Raw genomic sequence first — 23304 nt, 5'->3', positions numbered from 1 at the left:
TCCGAGAGCACCGCCGCGCAGATCGCCATGCGCACGGACCCGCCCCTCTCCTTCGTGGTCTTCGACCGGCTGAGCGCCGACCTGTTCGCCCGGCGCCCGCGCTGCCGTCCGGCCGCTATCCTGCGACCAGCGGTTTCCCGGCCGTTCCCACCGTCACCTAGCATTAGCCGATGATCGAGCGGACCGCTCGCCGTAATGCGGATTTCGGCAATCCGCCGGACCACGTAGACGACGGCTGGTTCGGTGCAGCTGATATCGCGCAGCCGGCCGTTGCGCCGGCGATCGCGCCGGAACGCGGCGGCAGGCACGCCCGCGCGGAGGGGGCGGCCCCGACATTCGATATCGCACCGGCATCCACCGGCCCCCGGCACGCCGCGCCCGAGACCCCGGTCGCCGCGGGGTGGCTCTTTCAGCCCCGCCGTCCGGATCCCTGGTATCGCACCCGCGCGGTCATCCCCGCAGTGGCGGCGCTCGCCGTCGCCATTCCGGTCACCGTGGTGGCGATGCGCGGGCCGGAACCCGCGCCGGATCGACCGGAGCCGGCGCCGGTTCCGGTCACCACCGCCGCGACGAGCTCGCCCCTGGCACCCAGCGCCGCACCGGCACCCCCGCCACCGGACCCGGCGCAGGAGCTCCCCACCCAGACCGAGCAACCGACCTATTCCGTGCCGCGGCGCACCGAGCCCACGCAGCGTCGCAAACCGGAGATCGGGGTCACCCGCACCCCGGTGACCCGCAAGCCGATCAGCGCCGTCCCACCGGCACCACCGACGACGGGTCGCAATTCGTCCACACCCGGCGATGAGCCCGGCGGCTGGGGATTCTGGTGAGGCGCTAGAAGACGCGCTGCGCGACGAAGTCGGCCGCTTCGGCCGGTGCCTGGGTGTGCGCGTAGTTGCCGTGCACGAGACTGATACCGCCGCCACCCGCGCAGATCACGTCGCCGGGCAGGCAGATATCGATGGTCTTGTCCGCCACCAGCGGGCCGATCACCACCGGCGGCGCGCCCAGCGTGGCGACCACGCCGTCCGACGGCGTGCCGAACAGGGCCACCGCGGCGATGTGCTCGGCCGTTTGTGCCGACATCGGCCCGTTGATACCCGCGGGCACGATGTAGCCGGGTGGGATCGCCGGCCCGGTCACATATCCGATGACGGCCGCACCCTGTGAGCTGCCGCCCAACACCAGCTTGGTCTTGGGGCAGTTAGCGGCCATGGTGTTGATGTGGTCGATGGCGTCGACGACGCCGTCGGAGGCGGTGGGGAAGTCATTGCTCGCCGGATAGTTGACCGCGTAGTCGCTGACCGTCCGGGTACCCGCGCGGGCCCGCACCTCATCGACGAAGGCTTGCCCGACGGCCCCGAGTCCGGGCGGTTCGGTTGTCCCGCGAGCGAAGGTGACATCCACGTCGGCGCAGGGTTCGGCCGTGGCGGTGGGTGCACCCGCACACAGCGTGAACACCGCAGCCGCGACGCCCAGCAAGGCCCCGATTCCCGTCGACAACCGCCGCGCTCTGGCGCTGGTGCTCATACCTTTGCTCCAAATCCTCGCTCAGCGGTCATGGTAATGGCGCGGATGTGTCTCCCGTGGGCAGGCTGCCCGCCGCCTACCCTGACCTCATGTTCATCACTCCCCGCTACGGCGACGGCGCGCTGGCCGATCTTCTGCCGTCCGTCCTGGGTGCGCTGGGCGTGGCGGGGGAGCGCGACCGGGTCGGGCTGGGTCTGGACCGTGTCCGCCGCGTCGCGGTCCTGCTGGTCGACGGGATGGGAGCCGAACTGGTGGCCGCCCGCCGCGATGCCGCACCGTTCCTGGCCGGGATGACCGGCAGGACACTGACCGCGGGCTTCCCCAGTACCACCGCCGCGAGCCTGGCGTCGCTGGGTACCGGGGTGCCCGCCGGTGAGCACGGCATCGTCGGCTACCTGCTGGCCGTGCCCGGTCACGAGCGCATGATGAACCCGCTGAAATGGCGACTGATGGGCCAGGGGCCCACGGTCGACCTGTTGAAAGAGATTGTGCCGGAACAATTTCAACCGGTGACGACGATGTTCGAGCGGGCCGTCGCCGACGGTGTCGTCGTCACTCAGGTGGCGCCGATGTACCAGGCCGGTTCTGGATTGACGCGCGCCGCGTTGCGAGGTGGCGAGTTCCGGCCGAACTTCTCCTCCGGTGATCTGGTCGACGGCGTGCTCACCGCTCTCGGCGGCAGCGACCGCGCGCTGGTCTATGCGTATCACGGCGACCTGGACATGACCGGGCACGTGCGGGGGCCGGATTCGGAGGCCTGGGCGCTCGAGCTGGCCCACGTCGATCTCACGATCCGGGCCATCGCCGAGCGCCTGCCCGCCGACGCCGCCCTGATCGTCACCGCGGACCACGGCATGGTGGCGGTCGATTCACCGGTGGACTTCGACCGGGAGCCGCTCTTGCAGGCCGGGGTGCGTGGACTCGGCGGTGAGCCCCGGGCACGCCATGTCTACACCGAGCCGGGGGCGGCCTCCGATGTCGCCGCGGCCTGGCGTGACCTGCTGAGCGACGACTTCACGGTGCTCACCCGGCAGGAGGTGATCGGCGAAGGCTGGTTCGGTCCGGAGATCGCCCCGCAGGTGGCGCCCCGCATCGGTGACGTCGTCGCGGTGCCGACCGGAGACCGGGCCGTCATCCGGTCGGGTGCCGAGCCGCTGCAGTCGACTCTGGTCGGCCATCACGGGTCGCTGACTGCGGCCGAGATGCTGGTCCCGCTATACGTGGTCCGCTAGCGTCGCTTGATTGTGCAGACTCTGATCGACTTCGACGACGCGCCCGTCTTCGCGCTCCCGGTCCTCGATCCGGTGGGTGCGGCGGTGGCCGAGGGCATGCTCATCGAAGGACCGCAGGGCTGGGGGGAGTTCAGCCCGCCACCGGATGCCGACGCCGCCGCACTGGGCCGCTGGCTGACCGCGGCCACGGAGCCGGGCACCATCGGCTGGCCCGATCCGGTGCGCGGGCGGGTGCCCGTCGCGGTCAGCGTGCCGGCCGTCGGGGCCGCGCGGGCCCGCGAGATCGTGCAGGCCGCCGGCTGTGGCACCGCGGACGTGACGGTCGGTGGTCCCGCGGGGATGCTCGCCGACGATATCGCGCGGGTGGCGGCGGTGCGGGAGGCGCTCGGCTCCTCCGGCGTCCTCCGCTGTGACGCCAGGGGCGGCTGGGATCCGGCGTCCGCGGTGACTTCGATCAACGCGCTCGAACAGGCGGCCGGCGCCCTCGAGTTCGTCGCGCGACCCTGCGCCGACCTGCAGCAGACGGCCTGGGTCCGGGCCCGGGTGGCCGCCCCGATTGCGGCCGACGCCGACGCCGCAGCCGACCTGGAGGCAGTGCGGGCGGCCGCCGATATCGCCGTCCTGCGCTGTGGCCGGCTGGGCGGGGCGCGCCGGGCGCTGCGCATCGCCGAGTTGTCCGGTCTGCCGTGTGTGGTGGTCTCCGACGCCGTCAGCAGTATCGGCGTCGCCGCGGGCGTCGCCCTGGCCGGAGCATTGCCGGAACTGCCGTTCGCCTGCGCGCTGGGCACCCGCCTGCTGTTCGGCGGGGACCTGGTCGCACCGGCCCGGTCGTTGATTCCCGTCGACGGCTTCCTGCCGGTGGCACCCATGCCGGCCGCGCCGGCGGCCGAGTTTCTGGCGCAGTACACGGTGACCGATCGGGACCGAACACAAAGGTGGCGCGAACGGCTGCGGGCGGCGATTGCAGAATGAGCAAATGACGGCATCGCAATCGGGGTCGGATCCGCACCTTCTGCTGGCGCAGGCGCTGGCACCGGCGAACCGCGTGGACCCGTATCCGGTGTACCAACAGCTGCGCGAGCATGGGCCCTTGCACCTGCCCGAAGTCAACCTCATGGTCCTCACGTCGTTCGCCCATTGCGACGCCGTGCTGCGACACCCGGCCTCGGCCAGCGACCGCGACAAATCGACCATCGCGCAGCGTCAGATCGCCGAGGGCAAGCAGCCCCGGCCGTTCGGTCTGGCCGGCCTGGTCGACCAGCGGCGCACCCCGGCGTTCCTGTTCCTGGACCCGCCCGATCACACCCGGCTGCGCAAACTGGTGGTCAAGGCCTTCGCGCCGCGGGTGATCAGCGCGATGCAGGACGAGATCACCGCGGTGGTGGACGGGCTGCTCGACACTGCGCAGCGCAACGGTGAATTCGACGCCGTCACCGGCCTGGCCTACCCGCTCGCGGTGGCGGTGATCTGCCGCCTGCTCGGGGTGCCCGTCGAGGACGAGCCGCAGTTCGGCCACGCCTCGACGCTGCTCGGGCAGACCGTGGACCCGTTTCTGGCCGCCACCGGAAAACCCGAGGGCTTCCACGAACGGATCGAGGCGGGCAAGTGGCTGCGCTCGTATTTCCGGGACTTGATCCAGCGCCGCCGCCGCGATCCGGGCGATGACCTGATCTCGGCGCTGATCGCGGTCGAGGAGTCCGGTGACCAGCTCACCGAGGACGAGATCATCTCCACCTGCAACCTGCTGCTGATCGCGGGACACGAGTCCACGGTCAGCCTCATCACGACGGCGATCCTGGTGATGCTTCGCGACCGGGCGCAATGGACCGCACTCGGTGCCGACCGGCACCGGGCCGGGCGGGTGGTGGAGGAGACGCTGCGCTTCGATCCGCCCGCCCAGTTGCTGGGCCGCATCGCCGCCGAGGACATCGTCTTACCGGACGTCACGGTGCCCAAGGGCGACACGATGATCGTGCTGCTGGCCGCCGGGCACCGCGACCCTGCCGCCAACGAGCGACCCGACGAGTTCGATCCGGACCGAAAAGTGATCCGGCACTTGGGTTTCGGTCACGGCACCCATTTCTGTCTGGGCGCCGCACTGGTGCGGTTGGAGGCATCGATCGCCTTATCGGCGGTCACCGCCCGGTTCCCGGATGCCCGCCTCGGCGGCGAGCCCGTCTACAAGCCCAATGTGACGCTGCGTGGTATCTCGTCGCTGCCGGTGCGAATCTGAGGCCCAGCGGATCAGTCCTGAACCGCCTTGGCGATCGCCACGCAGGTGGTCAGATGGTGCGCGTCGGGCACGTCGTTCTCGGTGAGCTCCCACATCGCGTCGTGCATCATCCGCACGATCACCCACGCCCGGGCCCGGTCGGCGTCGAACCCGGCGGCGTCGACCATCGTGTGGAACCGGCGGCGTACGCCTTCGCGGACGTACCCCTCCAGCTCGTCGAAGCGGTTGAACAGCATGGGCGCGATCTCGTAATGCGGGTCGCCGCTCATCGGTTTCGGATCGATCACCAGCCACGGTTCCCGGTCGGCGGCGAGCACGTTCTCGTAGTGCAGGTCGCCGTGGATGAGTGTGCCCCCGCAGGCGGGGTCCTCGGCGAGGTCGGTGCCCAGACTGATCGCCTGCTCCACCAACCGGCGTGGCACCGCGGCGCTGCGCGGGAGCTTGCGCAGTTCGGCCGTCCATTCCCGGATGAATCCGGCCAGCGGCCGCAGTTGCGGTAGCGCCGCGACGTGTATGCGGGCGTAGAGCCCGGCGACCACCTCGCATGCCTCGATATCCCAGAGCTCGTTGAGGTTTCGTTCATGCAGCCGTTCGAGCAACATGGCCCGCCGGTGCGGGTCCGCACGCAGCAGCCGGACGGCACCCGCGCCGCCCCACCGCCGCAGCGCCAGGTGTTCGTGTTCGGACTCGTCGTCGGGAAAGGCCACCTTCAGCACCGCGGCACTGCCGTCATCGGCGCGCACCGGCAGCACGACCGAGCAGAATCCGTGCGACGGGACGCCGTCGGGGGTCAGGCTCCAGTCCCTCAGCTGTCCGGCCACGATCGCGGGCAGCCGGTCCACCCAGGCTTGCCACTGCGGGCCCCGCGCCGCCATGGCGGCCACCGCGTCGGGAAGGACGAACACCGTGCCATCCTGCCAGCTTGTCCGGCCCGTGCCCGCAATCGCGCCCCTGGCCTGCACGCCGGACCCGGTCTTTGACAGACTGGTCGCCATGGCACAGATAACCTTGCGTGGGAACCCCATCAACACCATTGGCGAGCTTCCTGCTGTGGGCGCTCCGGCCCCCGGCTTCGCTCTGACCGGCACCGACCTCGGTGTGGTCAGCAACGAGCAGTTCAGCGGCAAGCCCGTCGTGCTGAACATCTTCCCGTCGGTGGACACGCCGGTGTGTGCGGTCAGCGTCCGGACGTTCAACGAGCGGGCCGCCGCGGGCGGTGCCACCGTGGTCAACGTATCCAAGGACCTGCCGTTCGCGCAGAAGCGCTTCTGTGGTGCGGAAGGTATCGAGAACGTCACCACCGCGTCGGCCTTCCGTGACAGCTTCGGCGAGGACTACGGCATCACCATCGTCGACGGTCCGATGGCCGGCCTGCTCGGACGCGCCATCGTGGTGATCGGTGCCGACGGTAACGTCGCCTACACCCAGCTGGTCCCGGAGATCGGCAGCGAGCCGGACTACGACGCCGCACTGTCCGCGGCTCAGTAGATCACCCAGTTCGACGGCACCGGCCGGTCGCGCGGATCAGCGCGGCGGGCCGGTGCTTTTTCGTGTCACGGTCACTTTTGTGTCACGGTATTGCATCTCATCAGCGTTGTGCCGCACTGAGTTTGGGCTGTTGCCCTAAAAGCCGGTAGAACTGTCTTCAGTGGCCGTCAATTTCGACGTCACACCGTGAATCCCGCGTGAGTTGCAGAGAGTTGAGGTTCGGATGAAGCGCATCTGTGCCTTGTTGATCGGCTTGGCAGTGCTGCTGGCCACCCCCGGTATCGCCGCGGCGGACCCGTTCGGCCGGCCCGCGCGCAACCAGCAGGCGATCGATTTCGTGATCCAGCGCGCGCTGTCCCAGCGCGGGGTTCCCTTCACCTACGGCGGCGGCAACGCCAACGGCCCGAGTATCGGTGTGCCGCAGGCGGTCACGCCACTGGCCGCCGACCCGGCGACCGGATTCGGCACCCCGCAGGTGGCCGCCGGCACCCCCGGTCTGGTGCCCGGGCTGAACTTCCCGGGACTGGCCGCGCCCGCGGCGGCATCGCCTGTCGCCGACCCGTCCGCCAACGTCGTCGGGTTCGACGCCTCCGGCCTCATGGTCTACGCGTTCGCCGGCGTCGGCCTCAAACTGCCCAGGTCCTCCGGTGAGCAGTACAAGGTGGCCCAGAAGGTGCTGCCTGCGCAGGCGCTGCCCGGCGACCTGATCTTCTACGGACCGGACGGCACTCAGAGCGTGGCGCTGTTCATCGGCAACGGCCAGATGGTGGAGACCACCAGCCAGGGCGTCGCGGTCTCGCCGGTGCGCACCGACACCATGACGCCGTATCTGGGACGCATCATCGCCTGACGCCCCCTCGCGATTTGTGCACGTTCTCCGGCGGTAAGCGCCGGTAGGCGTGCACAAATCGCTGATTGCGTAGGGTTGAGCTGCCGGCCGAGGGAGGCAGCTGTATGGAGCACACACCGGCGACGGCACGAACCGTCTTCCCCGATATCAGCTCGCGCGCGTGGGAGCACCCGGCCGACCGCACGGCGCTGACGGCGCTGCGCCACCTCAAGGGTTTCGACCAGGTACTCAAGGTACTGTCCGGCGCGCTGCGCGAGCGTCAGCACCGGCTGCTGTACCTGGCCTCCGCAGCGCGGGTGGGGCCGCGGCAGTTCGCCGATCTGGATGCCCTGCTCGACGAGTGCGTGCAGGTACTCGATGCGCCGGCCAAGCCGGAGCTGTTCGTCACGCAGTCACCGCTGGCCAACGCCTACACGATCGGTATGGACACCCCGTTCATCGTGATCACCTCGGGGCTCTACGACCTGATGTCGCACGACGAGATGCGTTTCGTGATCGGTCACGAGCTCGGCCATGCACTGTCCGGGCACGCGGTGTACCGCACGATGGTCATGCATCTGATGCGGCTGGCCTCGTCGTTCGGTTTCATCCCCATCGGTGGCTGGGCGCTGCGCGCCATTGTGGCTGCCTTGCTGGAATGGCAACGCAAATCCGAACTTTCGGGGGACCGCGCCGGCCTGCTGTGTGCCCAGGATGTCGACGTGGCCATCCGGGTGGAACTCAAACTCGCCGGCGGCGGCCACCTGGACAAGCTGGATTCGCAGGCTTTCCTGGCGCAGGCGCAGGAGTACGAACGCACCGGCGATATGCGCGACGGACTGCTCAAGTTGCTCAATCTCGAGTTGCAGACCCACCCGTTCTCGGTGCTGCGGGCCGCGGCGCTGACGGCGTGGGTGGACACCGGCGGCTACGGCGCGGTGCTGGCGGGCGACTATCCGCGGCGGTCCGACGACACCTCCGGCTGGGTCGATGACGTGACCGAGACCGCCCGGCATTACAAGGACGGTTTCGACCAGTCGGACGATCCGCTGATCCGCGGTATTCGCGACGGTCTCGGCGGCATCGCCGACGGTGTCGGCCAGGCGGCGACGACCGCGGCGGATGCGGTGGGCCGCAGGATCTCCCAGTGGCGGCAGCACCGCGGCGGGGACCGGTGACGAGCGCACCCGCCTCGAGGTGCCGTCCGCGTTCGTCGCCGGCGCCGGAACCAACTCGTACATCCCACGGGCAAGGATGACTCCATGCACAAGACGCGAGAAGCGGTGGCCGGCACAGCTCTGCTGGTAGCGGCCATCCGGGCCAGAGAATCGGTGCGGGAGGACCGGCTGTTCACGGATCCGTTCGCGGAGAAACTTGCCGGCGCGACCGGTCAGCGCAACCTGGACGCGGCGATCGCCGCGGCCGGTGAGCAGGCAGGCGCTCAGATCGTGGTGCGGACGCGGTTCTGGGACGAGGCGCTGCTGCGCGCCACGGCGACCGTGGGCCAGGTGGTGATCCTGGCCGCCGGGATGGATGCCCGGGCGTACCGCTTGGACTGGCCGGACGGAGTGCGCGTCTACGAACTCGACCAGCCGGCGGTCATCGAGGCCAAAGACCGGTTGCTGTCCGGTGATACCCCGCGCTGCCACCGGGTGACGGTCGGGGTCGACCTGGCCGACGACTGGCCGGCCGCGCTGACGTCGTCAGGGTTCGATTCGGGCGCGCCGTCGGTGTGGCTGATCGAGGGGCTGCTGCAGTACCTGAAGGCGGCCGAGGTCCGGGCGCTGTTCGCCCGCGTCGATGCGCTGTCGGCACCCGCTTCGGTGTTGCTCTACGAGGTGGTGGGGCAAGCCCTGCTGGATTCGCCGACGATGGCCGGCCTGCTGGAATCGATGGCCGCACAAGGCTCGCCGTGGTTGTTCGGTTCCGACACCCCGGGCGAGTTGGCCGAGCGCCATGGCTGGACGGCGGTCGTCACCGATATCGCGGTACCGGGCAACGCGTGGAAGCGATGGTTCGCGCCCGTCGTGCCGATCGAGGTGCCGGGTGTGCCGCGCGGCTACTTCGTCGAGGCGGTCAAATCACAGGACGGGCAGTGAGGTGTCGCGGCGCAGCACGAAGAAGTAGGGGCGGGGCACGCCGCGCAGATCCATCGCCCCGATCACCTCGTCCTCGGACAGCTTGCGGAAGACGTCGTTGATGGGCAGTTGGTCATAGATCATCGTCGCGGTGTCTACCCCGCGGTAGCGGGTGGTGCGCAGCCTCGCCTTCGATGCTGAGGTCCGCAACACCGGCCGCAAGGCGGTGACGGGCCGTGTCAGCGAAAGATGCTTGATGAAGGGCAGTTTGGTGGCGACACCGAGGCCGCCGAACGCCAACACGGGGTTCATCGCCCACAGCGCATTGCCGTCCCTGGTGGGGAAGAGCAACGGATGCACCTTCTCCGCACTCAGGAACTGCTTGCCCCACCATCCGCTGACGGCCAGCAGACCGTCCAGCGGATGCCCGGTGGGCACCTCCGCGCCGCGCCAGGTGCCGAGCATGAACTCCGGTTCCACCGCCGGGGCGGCATCGAACACCTCCAGTGCCTCGGCGGTGGTGGTGGGCACGGTGGTGAGCACATCCTGGGCGAGCATGCCCGAAACCATACTTGACAGGTGTCAAGTTCGGCAATGTGGGGTTCGGTCTCTGGCATCCTGATCCCATGGTCGAGCTGGCACGGCAGACGTTCGTGCGCGGTGCGCTCGGGTTGCTCGCCGGTGCGGCACTGGGCGCCTGTGCGCCCGCGACATCGCAGCCCGGGGCGAGCCCCGCACCGACCGCCGCCGGCGGCCCGGACTGGCGCACCCTGGCCGAGGGCATCGACGGAGCTGTCGTCCTCCCGGCCGACGGTGCCTACGGTTCGGCCAAGCGCATCTTCAACGCCCGGTACGACGATTCCACGCCGGCGGCCGTCGTCTCGGTCTCCTCGACCGGTGACGTACAGAAGGCGATGCGCTTCGCCGCCGACCATGCGGTCAAAGTGACACCGCGGTGCGGCGGGCACTCCTATATCGGCGCGTCTGCGGCCGACAAGGCGCTCGTGCTCGATCTGCGTGGACTGCCCGGCGGGGTGCGCTATGACCCGGCAACCGGCGTCGCGACCATTGCCGCCGGGGTTGATCTGGCGTCGGTCCCGACCGCCTTGGCTGCCTTCGGGCGTGCCATCCCGACCGGCAGCTGTCCGAGCGTCGGGGTCTCCGGCCTCACCCTGGGTGGTGGTCTCGGGTCCGACGCGCGTCGCTTCGGTCTGAGCTGCGATGCGCTGGTCTCCGCGGTGGTGGTGCTGCCGGGCGGGGACATGGTCACCGCATCACCCGACCGTGAGGCCGACCTGTACTGGGCGTTACGCGGCGGCGGTGGGGGCAATTGTGGTGTCGTGACATCGTTGCACTTCCGGACCTTCGCCACCGCCGATCGCGATGTCGTCACCATGACATTCCCGGAATCCGCTGCGGTGCAGATGATCTCCGGCTGGCACAGCTGGCTGGGTGCTGCCGGGCGATCGACCTGGGGCATGGTGAACCTCACCGCGGGCCCGGACCCCGGGCTGCGCTGCTCGGTGGTGCTGGCGACACCCGCGGGTGCCGGGCCGGCCGCGGCCGCCGACGTGCGTGCGGCGATCGGGGTGGCGCCGCAGCGCAGCACCGTCAAGACCTTCGGCCATCTGGACCTGGTGCACTATTTCGCGGGCGGATCGGACGCCACCAGGCCGCGGGCCTTCGTGGCCGGATCCGACATCCTCGGGGCGCTGACACCGGCCACGGCGGAAAAGCTGGTGTTCGCCATGTCGGCCTGGCCGGTGACCTCGGGTGCCGCGACCGCCGTCGTGGAGTCACTGGACGGGGCGATCGGCGATCAGCAGCCTGGCGACACCGCGTTCCCGTGGCGCCGCCAGGCGGCGTGTGTGCAGTGGTATACCGAGGCGCCGGACATCGCCGCGGCGACGGCCTGGCTGGCCGACGCACACGCGGCGGTCCACCCGGATTCGGTTGGAGCCTATGTCAATTACGTGGAGCCAGGGGTGGCGCCGGCACGCTACTTCGGCACCAACCTGGATCGGTGGACAGCGGTGCGCCGCCGCTACGACCCGTCCGGGTTGATGTACTCGGCCCTGACCTGATCACGCGCCGACATAGGCGGCCAGATGATCGCCGGTCAGTGTGCCGCGATCATCGACCAGCGTGCGTGGTGGGCCCTCGAAGACCACCCGGCCGCCGTCGTGCCCCGCGCCGGGGCCCAGATCGATGATCCAGTCCGCGTGCGCCATCACGGCCTGGTGGTGCTCGATGACGATGACCGATTTGCCTGAATCGACGATGTGGTCCAGCAGGGCCAGGAGCTGGTCGACATCGGCCAGATGAAGTCCCGACGTCGGCTCGTCCAGCACGTAGACGTCGGCCTTCTCCGCCAGCTGGGAGGCGAGTTTCAACCGTTGCCGCTCACCGCCGGACAGGGTGGTCAACGGCTGGCCCAGCGTCACGTAACCCAACCCCACATCGGCCAGCCGCTGCAGGATCTTCTGCGCTGCCGGGATCTCCTGCCCAGTTCGATTCCCTGAGTCGCTGCGCTCCTGCCCGCCGGCGGCACCGAAGAACTCCGACGCCTCGGTCACGGGCATGGCCAGCACCTCGCTGATGTTGCGGCCACCAAAGGTGTACGCCAGTACCGACGAATCGAACCGCCTGCCCTCGCACTCCTCGCACGTCGTCGACACCCCCGCCATGATCGCCAGATCGGTGTAGATGATCCCCGCGCCCTTACAGGCCGGGCAGGCGCCGTCCGAATTGGCGCTGAACAGCGCCGGTTTCACCCCGTTGGCCTTGGCGAAGGCCTTGCGGATCGGCTCGAGCAGACCGGTGTAGGTGGCGGGATTGCTGCGCCGGGAGCCGCGGATGGGGGACTGGTCGACGGCCACCACACCCTCGCGTCCGGCGACCGAGCCGTGGATCAGCGAACTCTTCCCTGAGCCTGCGACCCCGGTCACCACCACGAGCACACCGAGTGGGATATCGACATCCACCCCCGCGAGGTTGTGCGTGTCGGCGCCGCGGATCTCCATGGCTCCGGTGGATTCGCGCACGGTGTCCTTCAGGGCGGCCCGGTCATCGAGATGGCGTCCGGTCAGCGTGCCGCTCTTGCGGAGCTTGGCGACAGTACCCTCGAACACCACCTCGCCACCCGCGGTGCCTGCGCCCGGGCCCAGGTCGACGATGTGGTCGGCCACCGCGATCGTCTCCGGCTTGTGTTCGACCACCAGTACGGTGTTGCCCTTGTCGCGCAGTCGAAGCAGTAGGTCGTTCATCCGCGCGATATCGTGCGGATGCAGGCCCACGGTGGGTTCGTCGAACACGTAGGTGACATCGGTCAGTGACGAGCCGAGCTGGCGAATCATCTTGACCCGCTGGGCTTCCCCGCCCGACAAGGTAGCCGATGGCCGGTCCAGCGAAAGGTAGCCCAGCCCGATCTCGACGAAGGAATCCAGGGTCGCGCGCAACGCGGTCAGCAAGGGCGCGACGGTGGGGTCGTCGACCCCGGTGATCCAGTCGGCGAGGTCACTGATCTGCATCGCGCTGACCTCGGCGATGTTGCGGCCGTGGATCTTCGACGAGCGGGCCAGCTCCGACAGCCTGGTGCCGGCGCACTCCGGGCAGACCGTGAAGGTGACCGCGCGCTCGACGAAGGCCCGGATATGCGGCTGCATCGCGTCGATATCCTTGGACAGGAAGGACTTTCCGATGGACGGAATCAGACCGGCGTAGGTCAGATTGATCCCGTCCACCTGGATCTTGGTGGGCTCCTTGTGTAGCAGCGCATCCAGTTCCTTCTTGGTGAACTTGCGGATCGGCTTGTCCGGATCGAAGAACCCACAACCCCGGAAGATCCGGCCGTACCAACCGTCCATGCTGTAGCCGGGAATGGACAGTGCCCCCTCGTTGAGGGACTTGGTGTCGTCATACAGGGCGCTCAGGTCGATATCGTTGACCGTGCCGCGGCCCTCGCAGCGCGGGCACATCCCGCCGGTGATGCTGAACTCGCGGCGCTCCTTGACGGTCTTGCCGCCCCGTTCCATCGTCACCGCCCCGGCACCGCTGATCGAGGCCACATTGAACGAAAATGCCTGGGGTGAACCGATATGCGGGATGCCCAGCCTGCTGAACAAAATACGCAGCATCGCACCGGTATCGGTCACGGTACCGACCGTCGAGCGGGGGTCGGTACCCAGACGCTGCTGGTCGACGATGATCGCGGTGGTCAGTCCTTCGAGCACGTCGACGTCCGGGCGCGCCAGCGTCGGCATGAAACCCTGGACAAAAGCGCTGTACGTCTCGTTGATCAGGCGCTGGGATTCGGCGGCGATCGTGTCGAACACCAGCGAGCTTTTGCCGGAACCGGACACCCCGGTGAACACCGTCAGGCGGCGCTTGGGCAGTTCGAGACTGATGTCCTTGAGGTTGTTCTCCCGCGCGCCGGTCACCCGGATCCGGTCGTGGCTGTCGGCAACCGGGGTCATCGCGCGATGTTCAGCTCGATTGCCTCGCGCACCAGGGCGGTCAGCGCCAGCTCATCGATCGTGTCGTCCTCGCGAATATCGATGGCGCGCCGGGTGTTTCCGTCCAGGCTGGAGTTGAACAGCCCAGCTGGGTCGGACAGGGTGGCGCCCTTGGCGAAGGTCAGCTTGACGTAATCCTTGTACGTCTCGCCGGTGCAGATCATGCCCTTGTGCGACCACACCGGCACCCCGCGCCAGTCGGCGAGTTCGCGGATGCGCGCATCGATCGGGGCGGTGGGGGAGTCGTTCCCGGGTTTCGCGGTCATCGGTGAAAGTCCTTTCCTTTTCCGGTCGTCATCGCACTTCCTGGATGCGGACCATGGTGCCCGCCGGGTCACGAACGGCGAAGTCACGCACGCCGTAGGGCTGCTCGGTGGGTTCCTGCACGATGTCCGCGTCGGTGCCCTGCAGTCGCTCGAAGGTGGCGTCGAGGTCGCTGGTCGCGAGCACGATGATCGCGTAGGTGCCCTTGGCCATCATCTCGGCGATGGTGCGCCGCTCCTCGTCGGTGGTGCCGGGGCCGACGGCCGGTGGGTGCAGCACGATCGAGGTGGCGGGCTGGTTGGGCGGCCCGACGGTGATCCAGCGCATCTTGCCGGAGCCGACGTCGAGGCGGACCTGGAAACCCAGCGTGTCCCGGTAGAACGCCAGCGATTCCTCGGGGTCGTCATGGGGCAGGAAGGTGTTGTGGATGGTGATATCGATGTTCGCCATGCGATTCACGCTAGGTGCAGGCCCACAGCCGGAGCTTCTCGATTCCTGATCGGTTTGGTCACGTTCTTCTCCATACACGACGGGAGTCCCACCGAACCCGCCGCCTGCTCGCGGTAGGCGCTGGGTGGCATGCCGACCAACTCGGTGAACCGGGTGCTGAAGGTCCCCAGCGACGAGCAGCCCACCGCGAAACAGACTTCGGTGACGGTCAGATCACCTCGGCGCAGCAGCGCCATCGCCCGCTCGATCCGACGGGTCATCAGATACGAATACGGCGACTCGCCGAAGGCGAGCTTGAACTGACGCGAGAGATGCCCGGCCGACATGTTCACACCCCTGGCCAGCCCCTCGACGTCCAACGGCTGCGCATACTCGCGGTCCATCCGGTCCCGGACTCGGCGCAGCAGCTTGAGATCACGTAGCCGTTGCTCCGAGGAGTCCATATCCGGACTCTACTAACGTCGCATCCGTGCGCTGGATCATCGACGCGATGAACGTCATCGGCGCACGCCCGGACGGCTGGTGGAAGGACCGCCACGCGGCCATGGTCGCGCTGGTGACCAAGCTCGAGGGCTGGGCGGCCGACGGACATCGGGTGACCGTCGTTCTGGAACGGCGGCCCTCACCGCCGATTCATTCCACCCTGATCGAGATCGCGCACGCGCCGGCGGCCGCGCCGAATTCGGCCGATGACGAGATCGTCCGGCTGCTGCATGCCGACTCCGCCCCGGATGCGATCACGGTCGTCACCTCGGATCGCGTCCTGGCCGAACGTGTGCACGCGACCGGTGCGCGGGTGTACCCCGCGTCGAGGTTCCGCGATCTGCTCGACGGGTCGGTTGGGTGATCCGTCACCGATCAGGGACCGCAACGTCTTTCGGCCGAATTCTCCGCTCGCGCGATCGGGCACTGCCAGGGCCCGCCGCTGGCGTGGTGTCAGATCCTCCAGCACGGACTCGACGATATGCGCGGGTGGCATGAACCGGGCCAGCGCGTGACGGGGCCGATCACTGGAGTAGACGAAGGTGGCCGAATATCGGTCACCGCCCGTCGGGGCTTTGACCCGGTGCAACAGCCGGGCCGTGTCGGCGTACACCGCTGTCCCGGCCGGACCGGTCACCCGTTGCCAAAGCGATGAAGGCACCGCCGCCGTGACATCCGCGTCCGGCAGAAAGGTGAGGCCGGGACGCACCCGCAGGGTCTGCCGGGTCTGGTCGCTGGCGGCCAGCGGAAGGAACTCGAAAGGTCCGGTGCTCTCGTCGACGTCGCTCAGGTACACGATGATCTTGAGCATCCGGCGGTCTTCGAGATCGAGGTGCCAGTGGCGGACCAGGTGTCGGGGATCGGTGGGCGCGGCCCGTTCGGCTCGCACCTCCAACCCGTGATAGCGCACCGGGAGTCCGATGTGCCGCTCGGCGATGTCGAGGTTCTCCTCGGCCAGGCCCCACAGAAACAGGGACGGGTCGTCCTCGAGCAGGCGCAACGGCAGGTATTCGACGGCCTCGGCGAGGTTGTGTTCGCGCAGCCAGTCGACGGCGCGCTGGGCGGCGGCCTGGGTGTGGGTGTCCAGACGGACCCGGTGGCCGGCGATGTGACCCGATTTCAGCGCGTCGGCGACGGCGGCATCGGCGGCATTGACCGGCGGAAGTGTCGAACGGTATTGCGCCAGACGCGATTCGTAATTCCGCGTCACTATGGAATTGAACGGCGGTGAATTGAGCAGACGGGCTGTGATATCCGAAATGCGAAGCCTTATACCGCCGGCGAATTGGTCGTGCCAAGTTCCCCCTCGGCGTCGTGACCGACTCAATCTCGAACCCTTCTCTGTCGGCACAGACGTCGCCGGCGTGTCGCCGGTGAAGTACTGAAAAATGTTGTGCGAAAACATCATACGGTCAGCGTTCGGGGCCGCGCGCACCGCGGCGGTCCCGGGTCCGCACATTCGAGCGCCCGTCGTGCGGCGCGAATTATCCCGCAAATCAAGGTTAATTCGCCGTGTATCGACGAACGCGGCCGATCGACGGCGAATGTGCATGTGAAGCGAAACCGTCTGACGAGCGCGTTAATAACCTCGGCGGTATCGGCAAATTGCGCAACGTGAAGCTGTGAATTTTGCTAAACAGGAAAGGTGTCGCGAATTCTGAGCACGATATTGGATCCCATTGTGCGCGCGCTGTGGCCGGCCCCGGTCACCTGCTGTTCGGCACACGTTCGCCAGACCGCTCTACGGTGCGCCCATGCTTAGCGTCCTGAAACGGGCCGGCGCGATGTGCGCCGCGGCGACCGTGATGTTCGGTACCGCGGTGGTCGGCGCGGAGCCGGCACGAGCGGCGGCAATCGAGGTCGGGGGTCTGTCCCGGACGTACGAGATACACGTACCGGCCGGGGTGACTCATCCGTCGGCGTTGGTGGTGAATTTGCACGCCGCGGGTGCGTCCGGGCGCGAACAGGCCGCGCTCACCCACTACAACGCCGTGGCGGACGCGCACGGCTTCGCCGTCGTCTATCCCGATGGCATCGATATGAGCTGGGCCGACGGTCGTGGTGCCTCCGTACCGGACCGCCAGGGTGTCGACGACGTCGGTTTCATCACCACATTGGTGTCAAAGCTGGTGTCCGACTATGGGATCAGCCCCGGTCGTGTGTTCCTCACCGGGCTGTCGGCCGGCGCGTTCATGGCCAATCGGCTGGCCTGTGACCGCGCCGACCTGTTCGCCGCCATCGCGCCCGTCGCGGGCACCGTCGGCTCGAATGTGGGTTGCGCGCCATCACGCCCCGTTGCGGTGATGGCGACGTACGGCACGGCCGACCCGATCGTCCCGTTCGGCGGCGGGCCGATGATGGGCCGCGGCGGTGCCAGCGACATCGTGTCGGCGCCGGCGATGGTGCAACGGTGGGGCCGGCTCAACGGCTGTGCCGGTCCGCCCGCGCAGCAGCCGCTCGCCCCCAGCGGCGACGGAACGCAGACCGATCGGATCGACTTCGCGCCCTGCGCACCCGGCGGCGAGGTGGTGTTCATGCGCGTCAACGGCGGCGGGCACACCTGGCCCGGCGCACCCGAGGTGTTGCCCGCGCACGCCGTGGGCTTGGCGAGCCGAGGGTTCGACGCGTCGGAGGAGTCGTGGCAGTTCTTCGACGCACACAGCCGCTGAGCCGGGCACGATCCACTGTCGATCGCACCGACCCGGTCCCTGATCGCCCGTACCGCGTCGAGCGAGGCGTTGTCGCCACCGGGGACCGTCTGACCCGGTCACCTTGACAGGCGGCCACTAAGACCCGGCACAAAACTGCGCATCGCGCTGTTGTGACATCGGGAAGGGTGGTGCCTGTGAAGATCCGATTCGGTGTGGGGCTGGGAGCAGATGTCGGCCCGGAGCGGTTGCCGGCGATCGTCGACCATCTCGAGAGTGCGGGCATCGACTCGCTCTGGTTCTCCGAGCTGGTGTATTCGCCCGCCGTCGACCCGGTCGTGGGGATGGCGTTCGCGCTGGCTCGGACGAAGCGGCTCAAGGTCGGCACCTCCGTGGCCGTGCTGCCGGGCCGGCATCCGGTGTTGGTGGCCAAGGAGCTGGTATCGCTGGCGGCGCTTGCGCCCAAACGGGTTCTTCCGGTGTTCGGTCTGCGCTCGGCATCGCCGGCCGAACGGGATCTCTTTCCGGTGCCCCACGGTCGGCGCGCCGCGGTGTTCGACGAAGCGCTGCGGCTGCTGCGGACGGTGCTGCGCGAGGACGAGGTGACGTTCACCGGGGAGTATCACCGAGTTCGTGACGCCGTGATCGTCCCGAAACCGGCTGTCCCGCTGGATATCTGGGTGGGTGGATCATCTCCGGCGGCGTTTCGGCGGATCGGTGACCTGGCCGACGGTTGGTTGGGCAGCTTTCTGACGCCACAGGAAGCCGGCCGGGCGCGGGTGGCCATCATCGAAGCCGCCGAGCGGGCCGGGCGGGTGATCGAACCGGACCACTACGGGATCAACCTGGCGGTCGGTGACGGCGAACTGCCGCCTACGGTCGCCGACGCGATTCGGGCGCGACGACCCGACCTCGATCCGTCCGAGCTGATCGCACCCGACTGGCCCACCCTGCACCGGCGTCTCGACGAGTACATCGCCGCCGGGCTGACGAAGTTCGTCATCCGGCCACTCGATGCCCCCGGCGACGCGAAGTTCCTGGACAGATTCGCCGAGGAGTTGCTTCCGCGGCAGAACTGAGGTGCTCGCCCCGGTGCGCCGACCGGCCGACCCTGTGCGTTCGCGTTGACGCGGGAGCGGGCGGACGGGGAGGATTACGGGCACGTGTCTAGGAGAGGACAACCTGTAGTGATGTTTGAGCGGATCTCCACTGCGGTGAAGGCCGCGCTCGTCGGCGGTTTCCTCGTGGGCGGCGCGCTGGCCGGTGCCGGTCAGGCCTGTGCCGATCCCGAGCCACTGATTCCGACCCCGGCTCCCGGGGCACCCGACGCGGTCGCTGCGCCCGCCCCCGGTCAACCGGTATTGGTGGCCGGCGAACCCGCCGGTGCGCAGCCCCCACCGCCGGCCGGCGCCCCGCCGGTGCCCGAGGTCTCCAATCAGCAGTACGGCCAGGGCCAGACACCTGGGCAGCTCGGTTACCTCCGCGATATCTGGCACACCTTCCACAGCGCGAACCCCATCGACGAGCTGACGATGGCGCCCGAAGACGCAGGAGTCGGGGCCGGAGCGCCTCCCGGCGCGGGCCCCGCGCCCAAGCTGCCGCCCGGCTACACGTCGCTGACCGATCCGAGTTCGTCGACGCCCGCACTGCCGGTCGTTCTTCCGCCGGCCGGGACCCCGGGTGGCGGCCCGGCGCTGCCGCCGGGATACGTCGCGCTCAGCGATCCCCACCCGCCGGCGTGGGTGACCGATCCGGCACCGGGGGCCGCCCCCGCGGCACCGGCCGATCCGGCCGCACCGCCCATCGTTCCGCCCGGCCCGCCGACGCCGTAACCGGAGTGCCGGTAACGCGTCTGCACGACCCGTCCTGGCGCGGGTTCGCAAGCGACAACTATGCCGGGGTACACCCGGAGGTGCTCGAGGCCATCGCCGTCGCCAACGGCGGTCACCAGGTCGCCTACGGAGGCGATGTGTACACCGCGCGCCTGCACGAGGTGGTCCGGGAGCATTTCGGCGCACAGGCTGAGGTATTCCCGATCTTCAACGGCACTGGCGCGAACGTCGTCGCGTTGACCAGTGTGCTGCCGCGCTGGGGCGCGGTGGTCACGGCGTCCACCGCTCACATCAACACCGACGAAGCCGGCGCCCCCGAGCGCATGACCGGCATCAAGCTGCTGACGGTGCCGACGGCGGACGGCAAGCTCAACCCCGAGCTGGCCGCCCGTGAGGCGTGGGGCTGGGGCGACGAGCACCGGGCCCAGCCGTTGGCCGTGAGCATCACCCAAGCCACGGAGATGGGCACCGTGTACACCGTGGATGAGGTGCGGGCCCTCACCGACTTCGCCCACGCACACGGGATGACGGTGCACATGGACGGTTCCCGGTTGTGGAACGCGGCTGCGGCGCTCGACGTGCCGTTGCGTGAGTTCACCACCGACGCGGGTATCGACATCGTGAGCCTCGGCGGGACGAAGAACGGCCTGCTCGGTGCGGAAGCGGTGGTGGTGCTCAACCCCGAGCGTGCCGTCGGCCTGGTGTATCTGCGCAAGCTGACGATGCAACTGGCGAGCAAGATGCGTTTCGCCTCGGCGCAATTGCTGGCTCTGTTCGACGGCGGATTGGGTATCCGCAGTGCCGGCCATGCCAACGCCATGGCGGCCAGGCTGCGGGCGGCACTGTCGGCCGGCATCGCCGAGGGCACCTTGCCGGGGCTGGCGTTCACCCAGGAGACATCGGCGAACGCGGTGTTCGCGACCTTGCCCGTCGCGATCGCCGATCAGATCCGGGAGCGGGTGCGCTTCTACGACTGGGACCGGGCTAGAGGCGAGGTGCGGTGGATGGCGGCATGGGACACCACCGCAGCCGATGTCGACCACTTCGTCACCGTCATCGAAGAGGAATTCGCGCGCGCATCGCGGTGACCATGCCTGTCGACGACGCTCGCAGGAATCGGATTCACATCGCTGCGCACCACGGGTAGTGCCCGTCGGGCACACTGAGGAGTTGTGGGGGATTCGCTACCGGAACCCGCCGGCGGGACGCGTACGTTTCTGCCGGCGCTGCAGGGCCTGCGTGCGGCCGCTGCCCTTGCGGTCGTGGTCACCCATGTCGCGGTGCAGACCGGAGAGTTCCACGGACTGCATGGGCGCCTGCTGATCCGGCTGGATCTCGCGGTGGCGGTGTTCTTCGCGCTGTCGGGGTTCCTGCTCTGGCGCGGGCATGCCGCCGCGGCCCACGGGTTGCGGCCGGCGCCTGCCACCGGACCGTACCTGCGCTCGCGGCTGGTGCGGATCATGCCCGCTTATCTGGTCGCGGTGGTCGTCATTCTGGCGCTGCTGCCCGACGTCCATTTCGCCGACCTTTCGGTGTGGTTGGCCAACCTGACCCTCACCCAGGTCTACGTTCCGCAGACGCTCGTCGCCGGACTGACCCAGATGTGGAGCCTGTCGGTCGAGGTGACGTTCTATCTCGCGCTGCCCCTGCTGGCGTTGGCTGCGGCGAAGCTTCCGGTCAGGATGCGGGTGCCCGCCATCGTGGCGGTTGCGGTGGCCAGCCTCGGCTGGGGTTACCTGCCCATCCCGGCTCCCTATGAGGCGAATCCGCTCAACTGGGCGCCTGCGTACGCCTCCTGGTTCGCCGTCGGCATGCTGCTCGCCGAACTGACCTGCCGTCCCGAGGGCCGCATGCACCGCCTCGCCCGCCGCCCGGTGCCGATGGCGGCCCTCGCACTCGTCGCCTATGTACTGTCGGCGTCGCCGCTGGCGATTCCGGCCGTGGGGGTACACGCCAGCGTCGAGCAGTTCGCCTTCAGAACGGCGATGGGCGCCATCATCGCCTGGGCACTGCTGGCACCGCTGGTACTGGACCGGCCGTCGGCGTCGCACCGAGTGCTGGCCAGCCCGGTGATGGTCACCTTGGGTGAATGGTCCTACGGCTTGTTCATCTGGCATCTGGCCGCGTTGAGCCTGGTGTTTCCGATGCTGGACCGGCATCCGTCGGCCGGCGGGTTCGTCGGGGTTCTCGTGCTCACCTTGTTCTTCGGCCTGGCGATGGCCGCGGTGAGCTACGCCCTCATCGAGGAACCCTGCCGAATGGCCCTGCACCGCTGGGAGATTCGGAGAAAGGCCGCCGTCCTGCCGCTCGCCGGTTCGGCCGGTGCGCAGGTCGGCACCCGTACCAGGGCCGCCTGAATCCACGGTGTCACAGCCGGCCGGCTCGCCATTTGTCCAGGACGCGCCGGTCCCGTTTGGTCGGACGGCCGGCACCGCGGTCGCGGATGGCCACCGGTGCGGCGACGGCTGGTGGCGCGGCAGGTGTCCGGTCGAGGTAGCAGGTCACGGCATCGGCGGCGCCGACCCGCTTCTGGATCACCCGGACCACTTCGACGATCCGGGTGGTGTCGCCCACGCGGGCGCGGACCGTGTCACCCGGGACCACCGTGGTGGCGGGTTTCGCCGTCCGGTCGTTGACACGCACGTGTCCCGCGCGGCAGGCTTCCGCGGCGTCCGGCCGGGTCTTGGTCACTCGCACGGCCCACAGCCAGCGATCTACGCGCGTCGACTCCATGGGTCCATCATGACCTGCCGGTGTCGCAGTGCGGCTCGGATGTCTAGAGGACCGGTGCGGTGGGTGCGCCCGGCCCTGGTGCGATACCCGGCGCCGGCGCCGCCGCCATCACGGGACCGGGCGGCGGCCCGAGCGGGGCGGCAGGGGTGCGGGTGACGGGCGGCGGCGTGCCACCCAGGTGTGCGGTCACGGGAATCGACGCCGCGGGGGCCGGCCCCGTGGACGGCGCCGCGGGGGCCGTGGCGGCCCAACTCGCCTGCAGGGCATTGGCGGCGAAAGCGGCCGCCTGGTCGACCATTCCGGCGTCGAAGTAGGTGTTGTGAGCGGAGAAACTGCGCCCGGCCGGGTCGCACACCAGATCGTTGTCGACGCACAGATCGACGGTCTTGGCCAGGTAGTTGGGGCCGACGTTGACCGTGGGATCGTTGATGGCACGCATGAAACGGGCCGAAGGCTTTCCGAAAAGGGTAACTGCGGCAACGTGATTGGCTATCTCAGGCGGCATCGGTGCGGGCACGGTGGCGGGGTCCACACCATCGGGGATGGTGCTGGAGGTGACGAATCCCATCACCGCGGCGCCCTGGGAGAACCCGCCCAGCACCATCTTGGTGTCCGGGCAGGTGGCTGCGGTCGACAGGATGCGCGCCCGCGCGTCGGAGATACCGCTGACGGCGGTGGCGAAATCGAGGGTGGCCGGATAGTCCACCGCGTAGGTCCCCACGGACTTACCCGGAAGTCGGTCACGGAGCGCGGCGATGAAGTCGGCACCGGTGGGACCGGGACCGGGGTCTTCGGTGGTCCCTCGGGCGAAGATCACCTCGGCGTCCGGGCAGCCCACCGCGTGGGCGGCCGGGATTGCCGCATTCTGCAGAATCGCTGTTGCGGCGGCGGCGACACCGACCGCAGCAACGTTGCGCCAGGAGGTCACGGACTCATGCTGACACAGGGCGAGGCCGACTGCGTCGGACCGCCAGAGTCCTATCACCGAAG

25 protein-coding genes are annotated in these 23304 nt (G+C 68.9%); 16 read left to right on the top strand and 9 right to left on the bottom strand.

Features of this window, described 5'->3' with window-relative positions; genetic code table 11:
- Positions 1-170 precede the first annotated feature (170 nt).
- Positions 171-830 (top strand): hypothetical protein, encoded by a 660-nt coding sequence (locus FHU31_RS16410; RefSeq protein ID WP_167159932.1) that lies wholly within the window; start codon positions 171-173, stop codon positions 828-830.
- A 4-nt stretch (positions 831-834) separates the two neighbouring features.
- Here the strand turns inward: FHU31_RS16410 and FHU31_RS16405 are convergent, their stop codons facing one another.
- Complete coding sequence (locus FHU31_RS16405; protein ID WP_167159930.1) at positions 835-1530, bottom strand: cutinase family protein; 696 nt, start codon at positions 1528-1530, stop codon at positions 835-837.
- A gap of 89 nt (positions 1531-1619) precedes the next feature.
- Here FHU31_RS16405 and FHU31_RS16400 point away from each other — a divergent pair, with 89 nt between their 5' ends.
- The 3 genes from FHU31_RS16400 to FHU31_RS16390 are packed head-to-tail and all read left to right on the top strand — an operon-like array spanning position 1620 to position 4995.
- Positions 1620-2762: an alkaline phosphatase family protein gene (locus FHU31_RS16400; protein ID WP_208410254.1), complete on the top strand. Its 1143-nt coding sequence runs from the start codon at positions 1620-1622 to the stop codon at positions 2760-2762.
- Positions 2763-2774: 12 nt separating this feature from the next.
- Positions 2775-3734 (top strand): enolase C-terminal domain-like protein, encoded by a 960-nt coding sequence (locus tag FHU31_RS16395; protein ID WP_263988244.1) that lies wholly within the window; start codon positions 2775-2777, stop codon positions 3732-3734.
- Positions 3735-3738: 4 nt separating this feature from the next.
- Entirely contained in the window at positions 3739-4995 is a 1257-nt protein-coding gene (locus FHU31_RS16390) for a cytochrome P450 (RefSeq protein ID WP_167159928.1), read from the top strand.
- An 11-nt stretch (positions 4996-5006) separates the two neighbouring features.
- Here the strand turns inward: FHU31_RS16390 and FHU31_RS16385 are convergent, their stop codons facing one another.
- The gene (locus FHU31_RS16385) at positions 5007-5900 is read right to left on the bottom strand and encodes an aminoglycoside phosphotransferase family protein (protein WP_167161083.1); all 894 of its coding nucleotides are present in this window, start codon (positions 5898-5900) and stop codon (positions 5007-5009) included.
- 88 nt (positions 5901-5988) lie between these two features.
- On the opposite strand from FHU31_RS16385, the gene tpx reads away from it, so the two are divergent.
- The 4 genes from tpx (at position 5989) to FHU31_RS16365 (ending at position 9411) form a co-directional block, all read left to right on the top strand.
- A complete protein-coding gene (gene tpx, locus FHU31_RS16380; protein ID WP_090357370.1) occupies positions 5989-6483 on the top strand; it encodes a thiol peroxidase in 495 nt (164 codons plus the stop codon).
- Positions 6484-6706: 223 nt separating this feature from the next.
- Entirely contained in the window at positions 6707-7333 is a 627-nt protein-coding gene (ripD, locus tag FHU31_RS16375; protein WP_167159926.1) for an NlpC/P60 family peptidoglycan-binding protein RipD, read from the top strand.
- A gap of 104 nt (positions 7334-7437) precedes the next feature.
- Entirely contained in the window at positions 7438-8490 is a 1053-nt protein-coding gene (locus tag FHU31_RS16370) for a M48 family metallopeptidase (protein ID WP_167159924.1), read from the top strand.
- An 84-nt stretch (positions 8491-8574) separates the two neighbouring features.
- Complete coding sequence (locus tag FHU31_RS16365) at positions 8575-9411, top strand: SAM-dependent methyltransferase (RefSeq protein WP_167159922.1); 837 nt, start codon at positions 8575-8577, stop codon at positions 9409-9411.
- Here FHU31_RS16365 and FHU31_RS16360 read toward each other — a convergent pair.
- Positions 9394-9948, bottom strand: a complete 555-nt coding sequence (locus FHU31_RS16360) for a DUF4334 domain-containing protein (RefSeq protein WP_167159920.1) — start codon at positions 9946-9948, stop codon at positions 9394-9396. The two genes, FHU31_RS16365 and FHU31_RS16360, sit on opposite strands and share 18 nt — an antisense overlap.
- Before the next feature lie 68 nt (positions 9949-10016).
- Here FHU31_RS16360 and FHU31_RS16355 point away from each other — a divergent pair, with 68 nt between their 5' ends.
- A complete protein-coding gene (locus FHU31_RS16355; RefSeq protein WP_167159918.1) occupies positions 10017-11474 on the top strand; it encodes an FAD-dependent oxidoreductase in 1458 nt (485 codons plus the stop codon).
- Here FHU31_RS16355 and FHU31_RS16350 read toward each other — a convergent pair whose 3' ends face one another.
- Genes FHU31_RS16350 through FHU31_RS16335 form a run of 4 tightly spaced genes read right to left on the bottom strand, consistent with a single transcriptional unit; the run spans position 11475 to position 15061 of the window.
- Entirely contained in the window at positions 11475-13865 is a 2391-nt protein-coding gene (locus FHU31_RS16350; RefSeq protein ID WP_167159916.1) for an ATP-binding cassette domain-containing protein, read from the bottom strand.
- Positions 13862-14170, bottom strand: coding sequence for a DUF1801 domain-containing protein (locus FHU31_RS16345; RefSeq protein ID WP_167159914.1), 309 nt, complete (start codon positions 14168-14170; stop codon positions 13862-13864). The genes FHU31_RS16350 and FHU31_RS16345 overlap by 4 nt, the downstream gene beginning before the upstream one ends.
- Positions 14171-14198: 28 nt before the next feature.
- Positions 14199-14609 (bottom strand): VOC family protein, encoded by a 411-nt coding sequence (locus tag FHU31_RS16340; RefSeq protein ID WP_263988249.1) that lies wholly within the window; start codon positions 14607-14609, stop codon positions 14199-14201.
- 14 nt (positions 14610-14623) lie between these two features.
- The gene (locus FHU31_RS16335; protein ID WP_167159910.1) at positions 14624-15061 is read right to left on the bottom strand and encodes a helix-turn-helix transcriptional regulator; all 438 of its coding nucleotides are present in this window, start codon (positions 15059-15061) and stop codon (positions 14624-14626) included.
- Positions 15062-15087: 26 nt separating this feature from the next.
- Here FHU31_RS16335 and FHU31_RS16330 point away from each other — a divergent pair, with 26 nt between their 5' ends.
- From FHU31_RS16330 to FHU31_RS16300, 7 genes are all read left to right on the top strand, one after another.
- On the top strand, positions 15088-15465 hold the full coding sequence (locus tag FHU31_RS16330; protein ID WP_167159908.1) for an NYN domain-containing protein: 378 nt from the start codon (positions 15088-15090) through the stop codon (positions 15463-15465).
- A gap of 474 nt (positions 15466-15939) precedes the next feature.
- Positions 15940-16332, top strand: a complete 393-nt coding sequence (locus FHU31_RS16325; RefSeq protein WP_167159906.1) for a hypothetical protein — start codon at positions 15940-15942, stop codon at positions 16330-16332.
- A 523-nt stretch (positions 16333-16855) separates the two neighbouring features.
- The gene (locus tag FHU31_RS16320) at positions 16856-17770 is read left to right on the top strand and encodes an extracellular catalytic domain type 1 short-chain-length polyhydroxyalkanoate depolymerase (RefSeq protein WP_409371270.1); all 915 of its coding nucleotides are present in this window, start codon (positions 16856-16858) and stop codon (positions 17768-17770) included.
- 176 nt (positions 17771-17946) lie between these two features.
- Positions 17947-18828 (top strand): TIGR03854 family LLM class F420-dependent oxidoreductase, encoded by an 882-nt coding sequence (locus tag FHU31_RS16315; protein WP_167159904.1) that lies wholly within the window; start codon positions 17947-17949, stop codon positions 18826-18828.
- Between the two features lie 111 nt (positions 18829-18939).
- Complete coding sequence (locus FHU31_RS16310) at positions 18940-19581, top strand: hypothetical protein (protein ID WP_167159902.1); 642 nt, start codon at positions 18940-18942, stop codon at positions 19579-19581.
- A 5-nt stretch (positions 19582-19586) separates the two neighbouring features.
- Complete coding sequence (locus FHU31_RS16305) at positions 19587-20669, top strand: threonine aldolase family protein (RefSeq protein WP_167159900.1); 1083 nt, start codon at positions 19587-19589, stop codon at positions 20667-20669.
- An 84-nt stretch (positions 20670-20753) separates the two neighbouring features.
- Positions 20754-21938, top strand: coding sequence for an acyltransferase family protein (locus tag FHU31_RS16300; protein WP_167159898.1), 1185 nt, complete (start codon positions 20754-20756; stop codon positions 21936-21938).
- 10 nt (positions 21939-21948) lie between these two features.
- On the opposite strand, the gene FHU31_RS16295 is transcribed toward FHU31_RS16300, so the two are convergent.
- Positions 21949-22314: an Hsp15 family ribosome-associated heat shock protein gene (locus FHU31_RS16295; protein WP_167159896.1), complete on the bottom strand. Its 366-nt coding sequence runs from the start codon at positions 22312-22314 to the stop codon at positions 21949-21951.
- Between the two features lie 43 nt (positions 22315-22357).
- Positions 22358-23242, bottom strand: a complete 885-nt coding sequence (locus tag FHU31_RS16290; protein ID WP_263988245.1) for a cutinase family protein — start codon at positions 23240-23242, stop codon at positions 22358-22360.
- Positions 23243-23304 lie beyond the last annotated feature (62 nt).

Origin of the sequence: Mycolicibacterium fluoranthenivorans (assembly GCF_011758805.1) — a bacterium.
GTDB lineage: Bacteria > Actinomycetota > Actinomycetes > Mycobacteriales > Mycobacteriaceae > Mycobacterium > Mycobacterium fluoranthenivorans.
This window is presented reverse-complemented; position numbering and strand designations above follow the sequence as displayed.